Source organism: Streptomyces sp. IMTB 2501, assembly GCF_001953885.1.
Taxonomy (GTDB): domain Bacteria; phylum Actinomycetota; class Actinomycetes; order Streptomycetales; family Streptomycetaceae; genus Streptomyces.
Map to the genome: position 1 here is coordinate 22,697 of NZ_MQUS01000026.1, position 19,298 is coordinate 41,994.

At 72.0% G+C, this 19,298-nt stretch carries 13 protein-coding genes and 2 pseudogenes; 9 read left to right on the plus strand and 6 right to left on the minus strand.

Going from position 1 to position 19,298, the window contains the following annotated elements; all coding sequences use genetic code 11:
• Positions 1-79: 79 nt before the first annotated feature.
• The 3 genes and pseudogenes from nhaA to AV521_RS34185 all read right to left on the minus strand — a co-directional run bounded on the left by nhaA (position 80) and on the right by AV521_RS34185 (position 6,152).
• On the minus strand, positions 80-1,513 hold the full coding sequence (gene nhaA / locus AV521_RS34175) for a Na+/H+ antiporter NhaA (RefSeq protein ID WP_076094060.1): 1,434 nt from the start codon (positions 1,511-1,513) through the stop codon (positions 80-82).
• A 219-nt stretch (positions 1,514-1,732) separates the two neighbouring features.
• Positions 1,733-3,688, minus strand: coding sequence for an acetate--CoA ligase (gene acs / locus AV521_RS34180; RefSeq protein ID WP_076094063.1), 1,956 nt, complete (start codon positions 3,686-3,688; stop codon positions 1,733-1,735).
• Between the two features lie 131 nt (positions 3,689-3,819).
• Positions 3,820-6,152: pseudogene (locus tag AV521_RS34185) on the minus strand (SulP family inorganic anion transporter).
• A gap of 280 nt (positions 6,153-6,432) precedes the next feature.
• Here AV521_RS34185 and AV521_RS34190 point away from each other — a divergent pair.
• On the plus strand, positions 6,433-7,698 hold the full coding sequence (locus tag AV521_RS34190) for a hypothetical protein (protein WP_076094064.1): 1,266 nt from the start codon (positions 6,433-6,435) through the stop codon (positions 7,696-7,698).
• A gap of 31 nt (positions 7,699-7,729) precedes the next feature.
• Here the strand turns inward: AV521_RS34190 and AV521_RS34195 are convergent, their stop codons facing one another.
• Positions 7,730-8,722, minus strand: coding sequence for an ATP-binding protein (locus tag AV521_RS34195; RefSeq protein WP_179023591.1), 993 nt, complete (start codon positions 8,720-8,722; stop codon positions 7,730-7,732).
• 101 nt (positions 8,723-8,823) lie between these two features.
• On the opposite strand from AV521_RS34195, the gene AV521_RS34200 reads away from it, so the two are divergent.
• Positions 8,824-9,648, plus strand: coding sequence for a Fic family protein (locus AV521_RS34200; protein ID WP_076094068.1), 825 nt, complete (start codon positions 8,824-8,826; stop codon positions 9,646-9,648).
• A 385-nt stretch (positions 9,649-10,033) separates the two neighbouring features.
• Here AV521_RS34200 and AV521_RS34205 read toward each other — a convergent pair whose 3' ends face one another.
• A complete protein-coding gene (locus AV521_RS34205; protein WP_076094070.1) occupies positions 10,034-10,864 on the minus strand; it encodes an HAD family phosphatase in 831 nt (276 codons plus the stop codon).
• A 594-nt stretch (positions 10,865-11,458) separates the two neighbouring features.
• Between AV521_RS34205 and ssd the strand changes: the two genes are divergently transcribed.
• The 7 genes and pseudogenes from ssd to AV521_RS34240 form a co-directional block, all read left to right on the plus strand.
• Positions 11,459-12,565 (plus strand): septum site-determining protein Ssd, encoded by a 1,107-nt coding sequence (ssd, locus tag AV521_RS34210; protein ID WP_076094072.1) that lies wholly within the window; start codon positions 11,459-11,461, stop codon positions 12,563-12,565.
• Entirely contained in the window at positions 12,562-13,767 is a 1,206-nt protein-coding gene (locus tag AV521_RS34215; RefSeq protein ID WP_076094074.1) for a TadA family conjugal transfer-associated ATPase, read from the plus strand. Before ssd ends, AV521_RS34215 begins: the two co-directional genes overlap by 4 nt.
• Before the next feature lie 23 nt (positions 13,768-13,790).
• Positions 13,791-14,636 carry a type II secretion system F family protein gene (locus AV521_RS34220; protein ID WP_179023605.1) on the plus strand — a complete coding sequence of 282 codons (846 nt, stop codon included), beginning with the start codon at positions 13,791-13,793 and terminating at the stop codon, positions 14,634-14,636.
• Positions 14,637-14,765: 129 nt separating this feature from the next.
• Positions 14,766-15,545: a type II secretion system F family protein gene (locus tag AV521_RS34225; RefSeq protein ID WP_076094078.1), complete on the plus strand. Its 780-nt coding sequence runs from the start codon at positions 14,766-14,768 to the stop codon at positions 15,543-15,545.
• Between the two features lie 110 nt (positions 15,546-15,655).
• Positions 15,656-15,856 (plus strand): DUF4244 domain-containing protein, encoded by a 201-nt coding sequence (locus AV521_RS34230; RefSeq protein ID WP_076094080.1) that lies wholly within the window; start codon positions 15,656-15,658, stop codon positions 15,854-15,856.
• A gap of 22 nt (positions 15,857-15,878) precedes the next feature.
• The gene (locus AV521_RS34235; protein WP_076094081.1) at positions 15,879-16,235 is read left to right on the plus strand and encodes a TadE family type IV pilus minor pilin; all 357 of its coding nucleotides are present in this window, start codon (positions 15,879-15,881) and stop codon (positions 16,233-16,235) included.
• Positions 16,232-16,609, plus strand: a pseudogene (locus AV521_RS34240) (Rv3654c family TadE-like protein); the annotation flags it as partial. The gene AV521_RS34235 and the pseudogene AV521_RS34240, both read left to right, overlap by 4 nt.
• Positions 16,610-16,722: 113 nt before the next feature.
• Here the strand turns inward: AV521_RS34240 and AV521_RS34245 are convergent.
• The gene (locus AV521_RS34245; RefSeq protein WP_079249532.1) at positions 16,723-19,239 is read right to left on the minus strand and encodes a DEAD/DEAH box helicase; all 2,517 of its coding nucleotides are present in this window, start codon (positions 19,237-19,239) and stop codon (positions 16,723-16,725) included.
• Between the last annotated feature and the right edge of the window lie 59 nt (positions 19,240-19,298).

Below are 19,298 nucleotides of genomic sequence, written 5' to 3' on the forward strand. Positions count from 1 at the left end.
TGCCGCGGGCGTACCAGCCGTCGTAGGCGGCCGGCCGGCCCGCTCGTATGGCCGTCTTGCTTTGTACCGTCTCGTCAGATCATGCCGGACGGTCGCCCTCCTCGCCTGCCCCGCCCGGTACTTCCGCAAGCCCGTGGCGCGCCGCGGCCGCCCGCTCCGCCGCGATCCGCCGGGGTTCGGCGGCCTTGCGCTCATGGATCTCGGCCATGCGCAGGTGATAGGCCGGGTCGTCCTGCTCGTAGATGTCCGGGATGCCGTCGAGGTCGTCGTCGCGGTCCTCCTCCGCGCACAGCCTGCGGTACTTGGCGTTGCGTATCTTCAGCAGCACCGTCGCGCACACCGCCGCTATCAGCGATCCGGCGAGGACGGCGGCCTTGACCTCGTCGGTGAGGACGGCGTCGCCGGCGAAGGCGAGTTCGCCGATGAGCAGGGAGACGGTGAAGCCGATGCCGGCGAGGGAGGCCACCGCGAAGACGTCGGCCCAGGCGAGGTCCTCACTGAGGGAGGCACGGGTGAAGCGGACGGTGAGCCAGGTGCCGCCGAAGATGCCGAGCGCCTTGCCGACGACGAGCCCCAGCACCACACCGAGCGTCTCCGGCTTCGTGAACACGTCCCCGAGCGCTCCTCCGGAGATCTTCACCCCGGCGCTGAACAGCGCGAACAACGGCACGGCGAGCCCGGCGGACAGAGGCCGCACCAGGTGCTCGATGTGCTCGCCCGGCGAGTGCTGCTCACCTTCACGGGTGGTGCAGCGCAGCATCAGGCCCATCGCCACACCGGCGATGGTGGCGTGCACGCCGCTGTTGTACATCAGCGCCCAGATCAGCACGGCCAGCGGCACATACACGTACCAGCCGCGCACGCCCTTGCGCAGCAGCAGCCAGAAGACCACCAGTCCGGCGACGGCGCCGCCGAGCGCGGCGAAGTTCAGCCGGTCGGTGAAGAAGATCGCGATGATCAGGATCGCGAAGAGGTCGTCGACGACCGCGAGGGTGAGCAGGAAGGCGCGCAGCGAGCTGGGCAGGGAGGTGCCGATGACCGCGAGGACGGCGAGCGCGAAGGCGATGTCGGTGGCGGTGGGCACCGCCCAGCCCTGTGTCGAGCCGTGCCCGGTGAGGTTGGTGAGGGTGTAGACGAGCGCGGGTACGGCCATGCCGCACAGCGCGGCCACCACGGGCAGTACGGCCGCCCTGGGGTCGCGCAGGTCTCCGGCGACCAGCTCACGCTTCAGCTCGATGCCGGCGACGAAGAAGAACACCGCGAGCAGACCGTCGGCCGCCCAGTGGGCGACCGAGAGGTTCAGGCCGAGGGTGCCGTGGCCCAGGTGGAAGTCGCCGACCGACTCGTAGCTGTGCCGCAGGGCGGGGATGTTCGCCCAGATCAGCGCTGCTACGGCGGCGAGGAGGAGCAGGATGCCGCCGACGGTCTCGGTGCGCAGCGCGTCCGCGACGATGGCGCGCTCGGGCAGGGAGAGGCGTCCGAAGGCTTTGCGGGGGGTGCGGGGCGCGGTCATGGAGATCTCCGGTGGGTAGGCAGGACGGCTCACATGCCGACCAGACTTCCCGGCGCACCCTTGTCGCGTTCTTGACGCTTTACTTAGCTTACCTAAAGTTGCGTGGGGGCTCAAAGGGTGCGGTGACCCGGAGGGTGCGGTCCGGGACCGGTGATCTTCACCGTAGACGCAAAAGGGGCACCCAGCCTGTCGGCCGGGTGCCCCCGAGGCTGATGCCGGTCAGTCCTCGCTCGGCGCCGCCGGCAGCCTGGTCTGGATGAGGTCCATGACCGTGGAGTCCGTCAGCGTGGTGACGTCACCGAGCTGGCGGTTCTCGGCCACGTCCCGCAGCAGGCGGCGCATGATCTTGCCGGAGCGGGTCTTGGGCAGCTCGGCCACCGGCAGGATCCGCTTGGGCTTGGCGATCGGACCGAGCGTGGCGCCCACGTGGTCGCGCAGCTCGCCGACGAGCCCCTCGGTCTCCGCGGCCGTACCGCGCAGGATCACGAACGCGACGATCGCCTGGCCGGTGGTCTCATCCGCGGCCCCGACGACGGCCGCCTCGGCGACCGCCGAGTGGGAGACGAGCGCCGACTCCACCTCGGTGGTGGAGATGTTGTGGCCCGACACGAGCATCACGTCATCGACCCGGCCGAGGAGCCAGATGTCGCCGTCGTCGTCCTTCTTCGCGCCGTCGCCGGCGAAGTACTTGCCCTCGAAACGGGACCAGTAGGTGTCGATGAACCGCTGGTCGTCGCCCCAGATGGTGCGCAGCATCGACGGCCACGGCTCGGTCAGCACCAGATAGCCACCGCCGCCGTTGGGCACCTCGTGCGCCTCGTCGTCGACGACGGTCGCCGAGATGCCGGGCAGCGGGGTCTGCGCGGAACCGGGCTTGGCGTCGGTGACACCCGGCAACGGGGAGATCATCATGGCGCCGGTCTCGGTCTGCCACCAGGTGTCCACGACGGGCGTCCGGTCCGCGCCGATGTTCTTGCGGTACCAGATCCACGCCTCGGGGTTGATCGGCTCGCCGACCGACCCCAGGACCCGCAGGCTGCTGAGGTCGAACTTGGCGGGGATGTCGTCGCCCCACTTCATGAACGTCCGGATCGCCGTCGGCGCGGTGTAGAGGATCGAGACCTTGTACTTCTGCACGATCTCCCAGAACCGGCCCTGGTGCGGGGTGTCCGGCGTGCCCTCGTACATGACCTGCGTCGCGCCGTTGGCCAGGGGGCCATAGACGATGTACGAGTGCCCGGTGACCCAGCCGACGTCGGCCGTGCACCAGTACACGTCCGTCTCCGGCTTGAGGTCGAACACCGCCCAGTGCGTGTACGCCGCCTGGGTGAGATAGCCGCCGGAGGTGTGCAGGATGCCCTTCGGCTTACCGGTGGTGCCGGAGGTGTAGAGGATGAACAGCGGGTGCTCCGCCTCGAACGCCTCCGGGGTGTGCTCGGCCGGCTGACGCTCGACCAGGTCGTGCCACCAGTGGTCCCGCTCGTCGTTCCAGGCCACGTCCTGGCCGGTACGGCGCACCACCAGCACGTGCTCCACGTTGTCGACCTTGCCGATCGCCTCGTCCACGGCCGGCTTGAGCGCGGAGGGCTTGCCACGCCGGTAGCCGCCGTCGGAGGTGATGACGACCTTGGCGTCCGCGTCCTGGATGCGGGTCGCGAGCGCGTCGGCCGAGAAGCCGCCGAAGACCACCGAGTGGGCGGCGCCGATCCGGGCCGAGGCCAGCATCGCGATGGCGGTCTCGGGGATCATCGGCATGTAGATGGCGACCCGGTCGCCCTTGCGGACACCCAGCTCCAGGAGGGCGTTGGCCGCCTTGGAGACCTCGTCCTTCAGCTCCGCGTAGGTGATCGAGCGGCTGTCGCCGGGCTCACCCTCGAAGTGGATGGCGACCCGGTCCCCGAGACCGGCCTCCACATGGCGGTCCACGCAGTTGTACGCGACGTTCAGTTCGCCGTCCTTGAACCACTTCGCGAACGGCGGGTTCGACCAGTCCAGCGTCTCGGCAGGCTCCTTGGCCCAGGTCAGCCGGCGGGCCTGCTCGGCCCAGAAGCCGAGCCTGTCAGCCTTGGCCTGTGCATACGCCTCCGCGGTGACGTTGGCATGCGCGGCCAGGTCGGCGGGCGGCGCGAACCTGCGTTCTTCCTTGAGCAGGTTGGCCAGGCTCTCGTTGCTCACGACATCTCCCTCTCGAAGGGTGTCCGTTGTGTCCCAGGCCACAGCTCATCAGACGCGGGGGTCCGATGACAAGGGCCGACGGAAAAATTGGTTTAGACCTATCCAGGTGCCCCTGCCGAAGTGCCGTTCTCTCACGTCGGACTGTGCGTCTCCCCGGTGACCACCCCTTCCGTGATCTTTCCCCTGACGCCCTCGAACAGGCCGCCCTCTTCGCTCCCCGCCGGCAGATACGCCTGCGCCTCACTCACGTGGAAGTACATCCCGTGCAGCTCCAGCTCGCCCCGGGCCAGCGTCCGGGCCACCGGGGTGTGCGCCCGCAGGTGCTCCGGCTGCTGGAGCACGTTGACCAGACACAGCCGCTCCAACGCGTCCGCCGGAGACCGGCCCGCGAGCCGGGGCCGGGCGCGCCGGTCCTCGGTCATCCGCGCCAGACTCGGCAGCCCGTGCCGGTGCCAGCGCCGCAGCGGGGTGCTCCCGCCCACCCCGCTCGCGGTCGGCAGCGCCTGCATCGCCCCGCATCCCGAGTGCCCGCACACGGTGATGGAGCGCACCCCGAGCACCTCCACGGCGTACTCGACGGCGGCCGCCACCGAGTCGTCGCCGTGTTCCTCGCCCGGCGCCGGCACCAGGTTGCCGACGTTGCGGACGACGAACAGATCGCCGGGACCGCTGGCGGTGGTCATCGACGTGCCGGGCCGGGAGTCGGCACAGGTGAGGAAGAGCTGCGCGGGCCGCTGCCCCTCCCGGGCGAGCCGCGCCAGCTCCGCCCGCACCAGCGGCGCGGTGTTGCGCTGGAACGAGCCGATCCCACGGGCGAGTTCCCGCCCCGCGTCCCGGCCCGCCGGGGCGGCGACGATTTCCGGGAAGCAGGACCGGTGAGTGCCAGGGAGTCCAGGGCCGGCGGCGGCACCGGGTGGACGGGGGCGGCCCGGCGGTCCGGATTCCGCCGCGCCGGCCCGACACCTCGGCCTACCGCCTCGCGCGGTGTGGGCACACGTCCAGTCCTGCAGTGACTCGTACGCCGCGTGGTCCATGAACGAACCGTCCAACTCCACGACGGCGTGGGCGCCTTGGGGTACGAGATGCAGGGCTTGGCTGAGCCGGGGCACCGCGAGGAACGTCAACTGACCTTGGATCCGTACGTGATGGACTCCTTCCTTCTCTTCGTGGGTGATGCGGGTGCGGGCAAGGCGGTGGAGGGCGAGGGCGACCGCCACGGCGACGCCGAGGAACACGCCCTCAAGGACGCCGAGGACCACCGCGCCGAGTGTGGTCACGGCGTAGACCGGCACTTCCCGGTGGCGCGTCACCGCGCGGATGTGGTGCAGGGACATCATCTGGATACCGACGGCCATCACCAGGGCGGCGAGGGAGGCGAGCGGGATCTCCCCCAGGACCGGGACCATCAGCAGCGCGGCGACTACTACGAGAACGCCGTGCGGCGTCGTGGAGTTCCGGCTCAGCGCACCGGAGTTCACGTTCGCGGTACTGCGCACGGCCACCCCGGCGACCGGCAGTCCGCCGAGCGCCCCGGAGACGATGCTGGCGGCGCCCTGGCCCAGCAGCTCCCGGTCGAGGTCGGAGCGGCCCCGCCCCGGGAGACACTGCCGGGGCGGGCCGCGACCAGCTTGTCCACGGCCACCGCCCCGAGCAGCGACTGCACGCTGCGCACCAGGGTGGTGGTGAGCACGGCGGCAGCGAGGCCGAGCGCAGGACCCTCGGGCAGTCCGGCCAGGGCGTGGCTGCGCCAGGCCGGCAGCTCGACCCGGGGCAGGGCCAGCCCGGTGAGGGCCGCCGTCGCGGTCGACCCGGCCACGGCCACGAGCGCGGCAGGCACTCTCCGCAGCAGCCGACCGGGGCAGCCGGGCAGACGGAGCCAGGCCAGCAGCAGGGCGAGCGTCAGCGCGCTCATCGAGACGGCGCCCGGACGCAGACCTGCCAACTGGGCGGGCAGCGCACGCAGGTTGGCGAGGACGGAGCCGTCCGGGCTGCCGCCGAGGACGATGTGCAGCTGGGCGACGGCGATGGTGATGCCGATCCCGGCGAGCATGCCGTGCACCACGGCGGGGCTGACCGTGAGCGCGCCGCGCGCCACCCGCAGACAGCCGAGAGCGAGCTGGGCGAGTCCGGCGATGACGGTGATGCCGCACGTCGCCCGCCAGCCGTAGCGGTGGATCAGGTCGGCGGTGACCACGGTGAGCCCGGCGGCGGGACCGCTGACCTGGAGCGGGCAGCCGCCGAGCCGGCCGACGACGAGTCCGCCCACGGCGGCGGCGACGAGGCCGGCCTGGAGCGGAGCGCCGGTGGCCAGGGCAATGCCCAGGGACAGGGGCAGGGCGATGAGGAAGACCGAGACGGACGCGGACGGGTCGGCGCCCGCCACGGGGAAGCGGGGCCGGTGGCCCGGCGGCGGGGCGTGCGGCGGATGCGGGTGCTGAGGGTGCGGGGGTGCGCAGGCTGACATGGTCCCGTCTCCTCCGGGGCGGCACGGTCGCGGACTGGGCGGGATGGATCAACGCCGGTAAACGAATCGCAATGACACGTAAAGACAAGGCATTGCTTTTCGGTGCAAATGGCCCAGTCGATCGCACGCATGAGTGAACTAATCATTTGATCGGCTTGTCGTACTAATTCCTTCTCGCTCCCGTGGGACCTTGGCGGCGCTGCCGGTGCAGTCCCGGCATATCGCCAGAAAGCAGCCCACGTCAGCGTTCGCCTGAGAGAAGGAAGAAGGTGGGCGGAGCATGACCGCCACCCAGAGGATCGCCGTCGGCGTCGTGGTCGCCGCGGCCTGTGCCTCGTCGCTCGCCGGTTGCGCGACCGGCTCCCACGGTTCGAAGAAAGGGGTGTCCGGCCCGCAGAAGGCTGCCCCGGCGCCCCAGAGTGTGCTCCGGCTGATCGGTGACGGATCCACCGCGTACACCGGCTCTCAGCCGCATCTGCCCAGACCGGAGCGGCTGAAGCCGGGGCAGAAGCCGCCGCAGTTCGTGGTGTTCTCCTGGGACGGAGCGGGCGAGGACAGCCAGAAGCTGTTCTCGCACTTCCGCAAGGTCTCCAAGGAGAACCGCGCGACCATGACGTACTTCCTCAGTGGCGTGTACATGTTGCCGAAGGAGAAGCGCGAACAGTACAAGCCGCCCCAGCACTCGCCGGGCAGTTCCGACATCGGCTTCAACGACGAGAAGGGGATCGCCGACACCGTCAAACAGGCCCGGCTCGCCTGGCTGGAGGGCAACGAGATCGGCACGCACTTCAACGGCCACTTCTGCGGGCCCGACGGCGGGGTCGGCACCTGGTCGGTGGACGAGTGGAAGAGCGAGATCGCTCAGGCGAAGCAGTTCGTCAAGTCCTGGAAGTCCAACACCGGCATGAAGAAGTCGGCTCCGCTTCCCTTCGACTACGACAAGGAGCTGATCGGTGCCCGCACCCCCTGCCTGGAGGGCCAGCAGAACTTCATCAAGGCCGCCAGCCAGTTGGGCTTCCGCTACGACTCCAGCGGGGTCAACGAGCAGGTCTGGCCCAAGAAGAAGGAAGGCCTGTGGGACCTGTCGATGCAGCTGGTGCCCTTCCCCGGGCACACCTATGAACAGCTGACCATGGACTACAACTTCATGGTCAACCAGTCCGGCACCCAGACCCAGGGCGACCCTGACAAGTTCGACTACTGGGGCGACCAGATGCGCGACGGCCTCGTCAAGGGCTTCTACCGGGCCTACGACGGCAACCGCGCACCGCTGATCATCGGCAACCACTTCGAGTCGTGGAATGGCGGCACTTACATGCGCGCCGTCGACGACACGGTCAGGGAGGTGTGCAACAAGCCCGGCGTGCGCTGTGTGTCCTTCCACCAGCTGGCCGACTGGCTGGACGCCCAGGACCCGAAGGTCCTGAAGCAGCTGCGCACCCTGCAGGTGGGCGAGGCCCCCCGGCAAGGCTGGGCGTCCTTCCTGTCCGGCAGCCCGGCCCCGGCCCCGAAGGGCGTGCCCGGGGCGCCGGCGGTCAAGCAGTAGGTGTCAAGCGGTGAGGGACAAGCAGCAGGCGTCACACGGGAGTTGTCATACCCGCACCGATCTCTTCGCCGAGCATGAAGCCAGGGTCGACCTGTGCGGCCAGGTCGGCTCCGGTGCGCTCATTGCCCCACGCCTCGGCGTTCTTCAGGTGGAAGTGCACCATCTGGCGGGTGTAGCGCTCCCAGTCCCGTAGCTCGTACGTGGCGTCCGCGGTGGCCCGAAGGGCGTGCAGGGCGCGGGCGTTGGCCTCCTCCAGGAGGTTGAACTGGGGCGGCCGGCCCTTCTCCATGGCACGCACCCAGTCCGAGCGACCGAAGGTCACGAGCAGGTCGTCCCCGACCTCCGCGCGCAGGAAGTCGACGTCGTCCTGTTCCTGGATCTTGTTGCCGACGACCTTCAGGGCGACGCCGAAGTCGCGGGCGTACTCCTTGTACTGGCGATAGACGGAGACCCCCTTCCGGGTCGGCTCGGCGACGAGGAACGTCATGTCGAAGCGGGTGAACATGCCGGAGGCGAAGGAGTCCGAACCCGCCGTCATGTCAACCACGACGTACTCGTCGGGGCCGTCGACGAGGTGGTTCAGGAACAGCTCCACCGCTCCCGTCTTGGAGTGGTAGCAGGCGACCCCCAGGTCGGCGTCCGTGAAGGGGCCCGTGACCATCAAACGGACGGCGCCGCCGTCGAGTTCCACCGGCCGCGCACAGGCGTCGTAGACCGGATTGGGTTCCCGGACCCGGACCAGCCGTGAGCCCTCACCGGGCGGGGTCGTCTTGATCATCGTGGCGGCGGAGCGGACGCGCGGGTTGGAGCCGCGCAGATAGTCCTTGATCAGGGGCAGCCGCTCGCCCATGGCCGGCAGCGCGGCCGCCTCCGCCTCGTCGAGGCCGAGCGCGGGACCGAGGTGCTGGTTGATGTCCGCGTCGATGGCGACCACCGGGACGCCGGTGGCGGCGAGATGGCGGATGAAGAGGGAGGAGAGGGTGGTCTTGCCGCTGCCGCCCTTCCCGACGAAAGCAATTTTCATGTTCACCAAGGGTAGTGAGGTGATGGCTGTATGTGTCAGGGGGAAGTGAAGAAGACCACTCCTTCGAGGGGTGGGTCGCCGGGGTGCGTAGGGTCGTACTCATGAGTACGACAGGCGCGAACGCCGACCCGCTCGCGGCCCTGGGCTCGCTGCCCGGTGTGGCCGACTCCGTGGAGTCCGTGCGCAAGGCCGTGGACCGGGTCTACGGGCACCGGATCATGCGGCGCCGTAGCACCGAGATCACCGGCGAGGCGGCCCTGCGCGGTGCCCGCGGTTCCGCGGCGCTGTCCGGCGCCGACTGGGCCCTGGAGGAGGTGCGGCGGCGCACCGACTTCAGTGCCGACGACGAGTCGCGCGTCATGGGTGCCGCCCTCAGGCTCTCGGCGGAGGCGGGACAGCTGCTGTCCATCTGGCGGCAGTCGCCCCTGCGGGTGCTGGCCCGGCTGCACCTGGTGGCCGCGGCCGACAAGACCGACGAGGTCGGCAGGCCGCGCCAGGCCGGCGAGCCGGTGGACGAGCCGCTGATCGAGCTGCCGCTGCCTGACGCCCGGGAGGTCTCCGGCCGGCTGGAGGGGCTCGCGGATCTGATCATCGCCGGGACGTCCGCGCCCGCGCTGGTGACGGCCGCCGTGGTGCACGGCGAACTGCTCGCGCTGCGGCCCTTCGTGTCCCACAACGGCCTGGTCGCGCGCGCGGCTGAGCGGATCGTGCTGATCGGCAGCGGCCTGGACCCGAAGGCGATCTGCCCGGCCGAGGTCGGCCATGCCGAACTGGGCCGCGCTTCCTATCTGGCGGCGCTGGACGGATATGTCTCCGGCACCCCCGAGGGCATGACGGCGTGGATCGCCCACTGCGCCAGGGCGATCGAGCTGGGGGCGCGTGAGTCGACGGCCGTGTGCGAGGCGCTGCAGCGCGGTGCGGCCTGAGGAAACGTCTCTACACGAGTTGCGGCGGTACGAGTCCTCGTACCGCCGCTGGCATGCTCACCGGGTTACCAAGCGTCCTCGATATCTGCCCATCAGGTCGGGAGCTTTGCCCGTCACCTGGTGCGGCTGGCCCGTAATCGACGGGTCGACGTCGCGTGGGTGCCCGATGTCCATGCATGGTCCGTGGGCCAAGTGCGTAGTGGTAGGTGATCCTCGCGGATGTCCTCTGGTCTCGCGGGCCTAAAGTCTTTGTACCGCGAGCGGGGAGGAAGCGGAACCCCTGCCTGCGGTTCTTTACTTGCAGGTTCAAACAGGGGTGAAACGGGCGCCGTTCGGGTGGCATGCCGGTGTCAGGCGATGCTCCGGTGCCAGGTGATGCTCCGGTTCAGGCGGTGCTCCGGCGCCGGCTGGCGTACCAGACGAGACCGGCGGTCGCGGCCGCCGCTCCTATGGCCGCCGCCGCGACCAGCGTGGGCCGGGGCGGGACGGAGAACGAGGGCAGCCGCTTCTTGAGCGGGACCGGTCGCCGGAATTCCAGAATCGGCCAGCCGCGCGCGACTGCCTCGCGGCGCAGCGCGCGGTCCGGGTTCACCGCGTGCGGATGCCCGACGGCCTGGAGCATCGGCAGATCGGTGGCGGAGTCGCTGTAGGCGAAGCAGCGGTCGAGGTCGTAGCCCTCGGACTCGGCGAGTTCCCGGATCGCCTCGGCCTTGGTCGGGCCGTAGGCGTAGTACTCCACCTCCCCGGTGAAGCAGCCGTCCTCGCCGACGACCATGCGTGTGGCCACCACCCGGTCCGCGCCCAGCAGTTCGCCGACCGGCTCCACCACCTCGGCGCCCGAGGTGGACACGATCACCACGTCCCGGCCAGCCGTGTGGTGCTCCTCGATGAGGGAGGCGGCCTCGTCGTAGATGATCGGGTCGATCAGGTCGTGCAGGGTCTCGGCGACGATCTCCCGCACCTGCTGCACGTTCCAGCCGCGGCACAGGTCGGACAGATACTCGCGCATGCGCTCCATCTGGTCGTGATCCAGGCCGCCGACCAGGAAGACGAACTGGGCATATGCGGTGCGCAGCGCGGCCCTGCGGTTGATCAGCCCACCTTGGTAGAAGGACTTGCTGAAGGTGAGTGTGCTTGACTTCGCAATGACCGTCTTGTCCAGGTCAAAGAAGGCTGCTGCGCGGGGCAAGGAGTGGTTTTCCACGCCCCCGAGCATAGGCGCCCACCATTCGGCGTAAGGTGGGGCGCGTGGGTTTGCCTGAGAGGGCTCTCGGGTACACCATGGAAGTCACGGATCGTTCGCGACCGTGCTAACCCGGTCCGACTCCTCCCCCCCCGAGTCGGCCGTGGGGACGACCCCCGCTCTCCCCCCCGGCGGGGGTCGTCGCATGTCCAGATGGGTTTTCACTCTTCTCTCCCTTTCTCCTTCCGGCTGCGGGACCGGCATCGAGCCGTCGCGGCCGCCGCTTCCGGGCGCCCATGATCCGTCACTCCCGGTAATCATCGCGCTGCTCTGTGGAAGTCGCACAGGGATCGGTACAGAGGTCACCGGTTTGGGTGACGGCGATATTCACAGCCGCTGAGTTGTCCACAGTTTTCCACCAAGATCCACATGATTTCGCGGATCGCTGCACCGTGATTCCAGCGCGCTCGGGCCGCGGCGAGTTCATGGCCGGTTCCGATTGTCGGAGCGCGTTTGGCCGGTTTCTGTCGGCCGTTCATATGGGGGGCCGCTTGGCGGTTCTTCACACCTTTGGGAATCGCGTGGCCGCAGGGGCTGCGCGGCCCACGCAGCGAGGGGGGAACACCCGTGACCGGAACCGTCACTCACGACCCGCCGCCCGGCACCGGAGACCGACCGGACCGGCCGCTCATCGTCACCGAGGACGCCGAACTCCTGGACGACCTGCTGCGCCTGTGCGCGGCCGCGGGCGCCACACCCGTGGTTCACCACGGCGTACCGGACCACGGTGACGGCTGGGAGACGGCCCCGCTGGTGCTGGTCGGCGACGACGCCGCCCGCCGGGTCGGCGCGGCTCCGCGGCGGCGCGGAGTGGTGCTGGTCGGCCGTGACCAGGATGACCCGGGGGTGTGGAAACGCGCTGTGGAGATCGGCGCGGACCACGTCCTGATGCTGCCCGACGGCGAGCAGTGGCTGGTCGACCGGATCGCCGACGTCGCCGAGGGCGTCGGCCGCCCAGCGCTCACCGTCGGGGTGATCGGCGGCCGGGGCGGGGCCGGCGCCTCCACGCTCGCGTGCGCGCTCGCCGTCACCTCCGCGCGCGAGGGACTGCGCACCCTCCTCGTGGACGCCGATCCGCTCGGCGGCGGACTCGACGTACTCCTCGGCGGCGAGAGCGCCGACGGACTGCGCTGGCCCGCCTTCGCCGCCTCCCGTGGCCGGGTCGGCGGCGGCGCCTTGGAGGAGTCCCTGCCCGAACTGCACGCCCTGCGGGTGCTGAGCTGGGACCGCGGGGACTGCGTCGCCATCCCGCCGCAGGCGGTGCGCGCGGTGCTCGCCGCCGCCCGGCGGCGCGGCGGCACGGTCGCGGTCGACCTGCCCCGCCGGCTCGACGACGGGGTCGCCGAAGCCCTCGCCCAGCTCGACCTGGCGCTGCTCGTCGTCCCGGCCGACCTGCGCGCGGTCGCGGCCGCCGGCCGGGTCGCCTCCGCCGTCGGCATGGTCGTGCGCGACCTGCGCGTGGCGGTACGCGGGCCGTACGCACCGGGCCTGGACGACCGGGAGGTGGCCCGCTTGCTCAGCCTGCCGCTGGCCGGCGAGGTGCCGGTCGAACCGCCGCTGCTGCGCCCGCACGGCGGCGCGAAACCGCCCGCCGCGACAGGACGCGGCCCGCTCGCCCGCTTCTGCGCGAACTTCTGGGAACGCGCGCTGGTCGAGGCGGGAGGCACCCGATGAGCCTCCCCGGACTTGACCGCGCGGACGGCGCCGCCCTGCTTGACGGCGTCCGGCGCCGGCTGGCCGAGAGCGGCGCCGAACCCACCCCCGCGCGCGTGGCCCAGGCCCTGCGCGAACAGGGCCGGGTCCTCGGCGACGCCGAGGTCCTCGGCGCGGCCCGGCAGCTGAGGTCGGAACTCGTCGGCTCAGGCCCCCTGGAGCCGCTGCTCGCCGACCCGGATGTCACCGACGTCCTGGTGTCCGCCCCGGACCAGGTGTGGGTGGACCGCGGCGGGGGACTGGAGCTGACCCCGGTGACCTTCCCCGACGCGGCGGCCGTACGACGCCTTGCGCAGCGGCTGGCCGCCGTGGCCGGACGCCGGCTGGACGACGCCCGGCCGTGGGCGGACGCCCGGCTTCCCGACGGCACCAGGCTCCATGCGGTGCTGCCCCCGGTCGCCGTCGGCTGCACCTGCCTGGCCCTGCGGGTCGTACGGCCCAGGGCTTTCACGTTGGAGGAACTGGTCGAGGCCGGCACCGTGCCGCCCGGCGGCGACCGGATCCTGCGGGCACTGCTGGCGGCCCGGCTGTCCTTCCTCGTCAGCGGCGGGACCGGAAGCGGCAAGACGACCCTGCTCAGTGCGCTGCTGGGCCTGGTCGGAGCGGGCGAGCGGATCGTGCTCGCCGAGGACTCGGCCGAGCTGCGGCCGGACCACCCGCATGTCGTCCGGCTGGAGACCCGGCCCGCGAACCAGGAGGGCGCCGGCCTGGTCACCCTGGAGGACCTCGTCCGGCAGGCGCTGCGGATGCGGCCCGACCGGCTGGTCGTCGGAGAGGTCCGCGGACCCGAGGTCGTGCATCTGCTCGCGGCTCTCAACACGGGCCACGAGGGCGGCTGTTGCACGGTCCACGCCAACGCCGCCGGAGACGTACCCGCCCGCCTGGAGGCGCTTGCCACGGCCGCCGGGCTGGACCGGGCCGCACTGCACAGCCAGTTGGCGGCCGCGCTCTCCGTGGTCGTGCATCTCGTACGGGACAGGTCCGGGCGGCGTCGGATCGCCGAGGTGCACGTACTGGAGCGGGACGCCACAGGGCTGGTCCGGACGGTCCCGGCCCTGCGCTGGGGCGAGCGGGCCTTCGTGCGGGAGCGGGGCTGGGAGCGGCTGCGGCACCTCCTTGACGCCGCGGGCGAGTTCGGGTTCGGGGAGGGCGGAGAAAGGTGACGGAAGTGACCGGTGAGACGTCCATGGCGGCCGCGCTGATCTGTCTCGGCGCGCTGGTCTGGCTGCTGGGCGGGCCTCATTACGGAGCCCGGCGGGCGCGGCTGCTGCTCGCGGGCGGGGGAGCGGTGGCGATCGGTCCGCCCTCCTGGGACCAAGCCCGCGCGGAACTGGTCCGACTGCGCGGCCGGTTGGGGGTCGAATGGTGGGCGCTGGCGGCCGGCCTGCTGATCGGGCTGCTGGGGGCCTCGGTGATTCCGGCCGCCGCGGGGGCGGCCGGGGTGCCGGTGCTGCGTCGGGTGCGGCTGGCGCGCCAGGACCGGCGCGTCCGGGAGCGGCGGGCGGACGCGGTGATCGCCCTGTGTGGGGCGCTCGCCGGGGAGGTGCGCGCCGGACGGCAGCCGGGCGAGGCGCTGTTGCGGGCGGCGTGTGACTCCGGCGGGCTGGGCGAGGCGCAGGCGACCGTGGCCGCGGCGGCGCGGTTCGGCGGGGACGTGCCCGGCGCGCTCGCCGCGGCGGCCCGGCAGCCGGGCGCCGAGGGCCTGCTCGGGCTCGCCGCGTGCTGGCGGGTGGCCGTGGACCAGGGCGCCGGACTCGCGGCCGGCCTGGACCGGCTGGAGGCGGCCCTTCGGGCCGAGCGGGACCAGCGTGCGGACCTGCGGGCCCAGTTGGCGGGTGTCCGGGCCACCACCGTACTGCTCGCCGTCCTGCCCGCCCTCGGCCTGCTGCTCGGCTCGGCCCTGGGCGCGGCCCCCCTCCATGTGCTGTTCCACACCGGCCCCGGCCTCGCCTGCCTGACAGCCGGGTCGGCGTTCGAGGCGGCCGGCATGTGGTGGGCGGCGCGGATCGTGCGGCAGGCGGGGGCGGTGTGAGGGGGAGCGGCGATCCGCTGCGCTCCGGGACGTGCGGAGAGCGGGGGGCGGTGTCAGCGAAGAGGCAGTGTGCGGGGCGCGGCGTGTGACGGGCGCTCGGGGACGGGACGTGTGAGGAGAACGGGCGGTATGAGCGGGGAAGTTGTCCACAGGTTGGGGATGGTCGCGGGTGTGGCGCTGGCTCTCGGCTGGACGGCTTGGCGGTTGGACCTGGTCCGGCGCCGGCGTCGGGCCAGGCGGCGGGTGGCCGAGCTGCTGAGCCGGGAAGTTCCGGTGACCAGAGCGCGGTTCGTGGCGGCGGACGCCGCGCGTCGGTGGCTGCCGCCGGCCGGGGCGGTGTGCGGCGCCTGGGTCCTGGTCGGGGGTGTGACCGGGGCTGCGCTGGGGCTGGGGATCGGGGTCGTGCTGTGGCGCTGGCGGAGCAGGCAGGCGGCATCCGGCCGGGCGGACCCGGTCGACGCCCCCGCGGCTGCCCGCCAACTCCCGCTCGCCGCCGACCTGCTGGCCGCCTGTGTCGCTGCGGGCGCCGGCCCGGTGATCGCCGCCCAGGCGGTGGGCGAGGCGCTCGGCGGGCCCGTGGGACAGGCGCTGGCGCAGGGCGCTGCGGAGGTACGGCTCGGTGGTGAACCGGCGGCCGCCTGGCGGAGGTTGGCCGAGCTGCCCGGCGCCGGAGCCCTGGCGCGGCTGCTGGAGCGGGCCGACGAGTCCGGGCTTCCGGCGGCCGGCCCGGCAGCCCGCCTCGCCTCGGACGCACGCGCGGAGTGGGCCCGTACCGCGACGGCCCGGGCCCGGCGCGCGGCCGTACTGATCTCCGCGCCGGTGGGTCTGTGCTTCCTGCCCGCCTTCATCGCGGTCGGTGTGCTGCCCGTCGTGATCGGACTCGCGGGCGGCGTGATGAGAGGCAGGTGAGGCGATACGGGGACGAACGCGAGCGAACGAGCCCGAGCAGGCACCGAAGAAGTCGCGACGAAGAGCAAGAGCGGAGAAGAGCAAGAGACATGAATCTCGCGGGGGTTGGAATGCACCGGAAGATCAAGGAAGCGGCGGTACGGCTGTGGGGGAAGCGGCGCGGGGACGCCGGAATGGTGACGTCCGAGTACGCGATGGGGATCATCGCGGCCGTCGGGTTCGCCCTGCTGCTCTACGAGGTCGTCACCAGCGGCCAGGTCCGGGCGGAGCTGCAGGACATCGTGAAGAAGGCCCTCAGTGCGCGGATGTGAGCGAGGCGCGGACCGGGGGTTCGTGACCGCGGAGGCGGCCGTGGTGCTGTGTGTGCTGGTGGCGTTCACGATGGCACTGGTCTGGGGGCTGCTCGTGGTGGCCGCGCAGATCCGGTGCGTGGACGCCGCCCGCATCGGCGCCCGGGCCGCCGCCCGGCAGGACCCGGCCGACGCGGTGGTGACGGTGACCCGGGAAGCGGCGCCACGCGGGGCGCGCGTGACCGTCGGGCGCGAGGGCGACCAGGTCCGGGTGACGGTGGTGGCGAGGCCGCCGGTGCTGAGCGGGCTGCCGTTCGAGGTGCGGGAGGAGGCCGTCGCACCGGCCGAGGAGACGACAGGGGCCGAGGAGACCGCAGGGGCTGGGGAGGCGGGGCCGTGAGGAGAGACTGGGCGCGGGACCGGCAACAGTCCGACCGGGGGTCCGCCACCGTGTGGAGCCTGGGGGCGATCGCCGTGCTCTGTGTGGTGTTCGGCGCCGTACTCGCACTCGGACAGGCCGTGGTGGTCCGGCACCGGGCGGCCGGCGGCGCGGACCTGGCGGCGCTCGCGGCGGCGGACCACTGGGCCGAGGGCCGTACGGCCGCCTGCGCGCGGGCCGAGCGGGTGGCGGCGGCCCAGGGCGTACGGCTGGTGCGGTGCGCGATCGTCGGCGAGACCTCGGACGTGACGGCGGCCTCGGGGAAAGGGCCGTTCGCGGCGGAGGCCAGGGCCAGAGCGGGGCCGGCGGGTGCGGTGCCGGGGAGATCCGTGCCGACAGGACCGGCGTCGCCCGGAGCCCTGCTGACGGAACCGGTGCGGGAGAGGCCGGTGACGGAGGGGCTGGCGCCTGGAGAGGACGGTGCCCGAGGAGCCGGGCGCGCTCACGCTCAAGCCCGGGGTACCTGCCCCGGAGCCGCCTCGGCCGAGGTTCCGTCGCTCCCCTCGGCCTCCGCCTCCCCCGGCGCTCCACGCAACAGCACCGTGAGGAGTCGTACCGCCCCCCTCTTGTGCAGTGGGTCGTTGCCGTTGCCGCACTTGGGGGACTGGATGCAGGACGGGCAGCCGGCCTCGCACTCGCAGGAGGCGATGGCCTCGCGGGTGGCGGTGAGCCAGGCGCGGGCGGTGTGGAAGGCGCGCTCGGCGAAGCCCGCGCCGCCGGGGTGGCCGTCGTACACGAAAACCGTCGGCAGCAGGGTGTCCGGGTGCAGCGGGATGGAGACGCCGCCGATGTCCCAGCGGTCGCAGGTCGCGAAGAGGGGGAGCAGGCCGATGGAGGCGTGTTCGGCGGCGTGCAGGGAGCCGCCGAGGATCTCCGGGTTGATCCGGGCCTCGTCCAGCTGGTCGTCGGTGACCGTCCACCACACCGCCCGGGTGCGCAGCGTACGAGGAGGGAGGTCGAGTTTGGTCTCGCCGAGCACTTCGCCGGTGATGAGGCGTCTGCGGAGGTAGGAGACCACCTGGTTGGTGACCTCGACCGAGCCGTAGCAGAGGCGGCCGGCGCCCCACGGGATCTCGGTGTCCGTCTCCAGGATGGAGATCGCGGTGGTGTCGCGGGCGACCGTGGAGTACGGCGGATCGGCCTGCTCCACGAGGGCGACGGAGTCCTCCAGGTCGAGCGAGCGCACCAGGTAGGTGCGGCCCTGGTGCAGATGGACGGCGCCCTCGTGGACCGTCGAGTGCGCGGCGCCCGCGTCGACCGTGCCGAGCAGCCGGCCCGTGCTGGACTCGACGACCTGCACCGGCCGCCCGCCCGCGCCGCGGATGTCGGTCAGGTCGGCGGCCCGCTCCCGGCGCGTCCAGTGCCAGGCCTTCGTGCGCCGGCGCAGCAGCTTCGCGGCCTCCAGCTGCGGCAGCACGTCCACGCAGGCGGGGCCGAAGAGTTCCAGGTCCTCCTCGGTCAGCGGGAGTTCCGCGGCGGCGGCGCACAGGTGCGGGGCGAGGACGTAGGGGTTGTCGGGGTCGAGGACGGTGGATTCCACCGGTTGGTCGAACAGGGCCTCCGGATGGTGGACCAGGAAGGTGTCCAGCGGGTCGTCGCGGGCGACGAGAACCGCCAGGGCACCCTGCCCGGAGCGGCCGGCGCGGCCCGCCTGCTGCCACAGGGACGCGCGCGTGCCCGGGTATCCGGCGATCACCACGGCGTCCAGGCCGGAGACGTCCACACCCAGCTCCAGGGCCGTGGTGGCGGCGAGGCCGAGGAGATCGCCGGAGTGCAGGGCGCGTTCCAGGGCGCGGCGCTCCTCGGGGAGGTAGCCGCCGCGGTAGGCCGCGACCCGCCGGACCAGGGAGCGGTCGACCTCGGCGAGCCGCTCCTGGGCGATCACCGAGATCAGCTCGGCGCCACGCCGGGACCGTACGAAGGCGACCGAGCGCACGCCCTGCACGGTCAGGTCGGTCAGCAGGTCGGCGGTCTCGGCGGTGGCGGTGCGCCGGACGGGGGCGCCCCTCTCGCCGTGCAGTTCGGTGAGCGGGGGCTCCCAGAGGGCGAAGACGAGTTCCCCGCGCGGGGAGGCGTCGTCGGCGACCTCGACCACCGGCAGGCCGGTCAGTCGCCGCGCGGCCACGGCGGGCTCGGCGGCGGTCGCGGAGGCCAGCAGGAAGACGGGCGAGGAGCCGTAGCGGGCGCACAGACGGCGAAGCCGGCGCAGTACCTGGGCGACATGCGAGCCGAAGACGCCGCGGTAGGTGTGGCACTCGTCGATGACGACGTACTTGAGCGACTTCAGGAAGGAGGACCAGCGCGGGTGGGACGGAAGTATCCCGCGGTGCAGCATGTCGGGGTTGGTGAGGACGTAGTTGGCGTACTGGCGGATCCACTCCCGTTCCTCGAACGGGGTGTCCCCGTCGTACACCGCGGGGCGTACGGCAGTGCCCAGAGATTGTGAAAGTTCCTTCACGGACCGGCACTGATCCGCCGCGAGCGCCTTGGTGGGCGCCAGGTACAGGGCGGTGGCCCCTCGGCCGTTCGGCGCCTCGGAGCCGTCCAGGAGGGTGGACAGGACGGGCACCAGATACGCGAGGGACTTGCCGGAGGCGGTGCCGGTGGCGACGATCACCGACTCGCCGTCCAGGGCGTGCTCGGCGGCCAGGGTCTGGTGCGCCCAGGGGTGTTCGATGCCGCACGCCTGGACGGCAGCGATCACCTCGGACCGAATCCGATGAGGCCAGACGGCATGGCGGCCCACGCGCGGGGGCAAGTGCTCCGTATGAGTGATGCGCGCAGACCGGCTCGGCCCGGAGGCGAGCCGGTCCAGGACCGCGCCCGGAGACGGGCGTGGCGCCGGGTCCGCCGGGGGTCGATCGGATCGGTGATTCTTGGCCATCGGCACCGAGTGTGTCACTGGAGTGACGGACAATGGAGCCAAGGCGTCGTGCACGCCTGCCGGTAAGTGATTGAATGCCATCGCGGCTGGCGAAGCGTCCCGGGGGCCGCAAGCCGAGGTGCCCGAGGGGCGACCGCTCG

What these genes read in the sequence shown, in the direction of transcription:
- AV521_RS34245 (WP_079249532.1), bottom strand. Translation starts at nt 19,239, where the DNA reads ATGGCATTCAATCACTTACCGGCAGGCGTGCACGACGCCTTGGCTCCA.
- nhaA (WP_076094060.1), bottom strand. Translation starts at nt 1,513, where the DNA reads ATGACCGCGCCCCGCACCCCCCGCAAAGCCTTCGGACGCCTCTCCCTG.
- AV521_RS34215 (WP_076094074.1), top strand. Translation starts at nt 12,562, where the DNA reads ATGAGCCTCCCCGGACTTGACCGCGCGGACGGCGCCGCCCTGCTTGAC.
- AV521_RS34220 (WP_179023605.1), top strand. Translation starts at nt 13,791, where the DNA reads ATGGCGGCCGCGCTGATCTGTCTCGGCGCGCTGGTCTGGCTGCTGGGC.
- AV521_RS34190 (WP_076094064.1), top strand. Translation starts at nt 6,433, where the DNA reads ATGACCGCCACCCAGAGGATCGCCGTCGGCGTCGTGGTCGCCGCGGCC.
- AV521_RS34225 (WP_076094078.1), top strand. Translation starts at nt 14,766, where the DNA reads ATGAGCGGGGAAGTTGTCCACAGGTTGGGGATGGTCGCGGGTGTGGCG.
- AV521_RS34200 (WP_076094068.1), top strand. Translation starts at nt 8,824, where the DNA reads ATGAGTACGACAGGCGCGAACGCCGACCCGCTCGCGGCCCTGGGCTCG.
- AV521_RS34230 (WP_076094080.1), top strand. Translation starts at nt 15,656, where the DNA reads ATGCACCGGAAGATCAAGGAAGCGGCGGTACGGCTGTGGGGGAAGCGG.
- AV521_RS34195 (WP_179023591.1), bottom strand. Translation starts at nt 8,722, where the DNA reads ATGAAAATTGCTTTCGTCGGGAAGGGCGGCAGCGGCAAGACCACCCTC.
- AV521_RS34205 (WP_076094070.1), bottom strand. Translation starts at nt 10,864, where the DNA reads ATGCTCGGGGGCGTGGAAAACCACTCCTTGCCCCGCGCAGCAGCCTTC.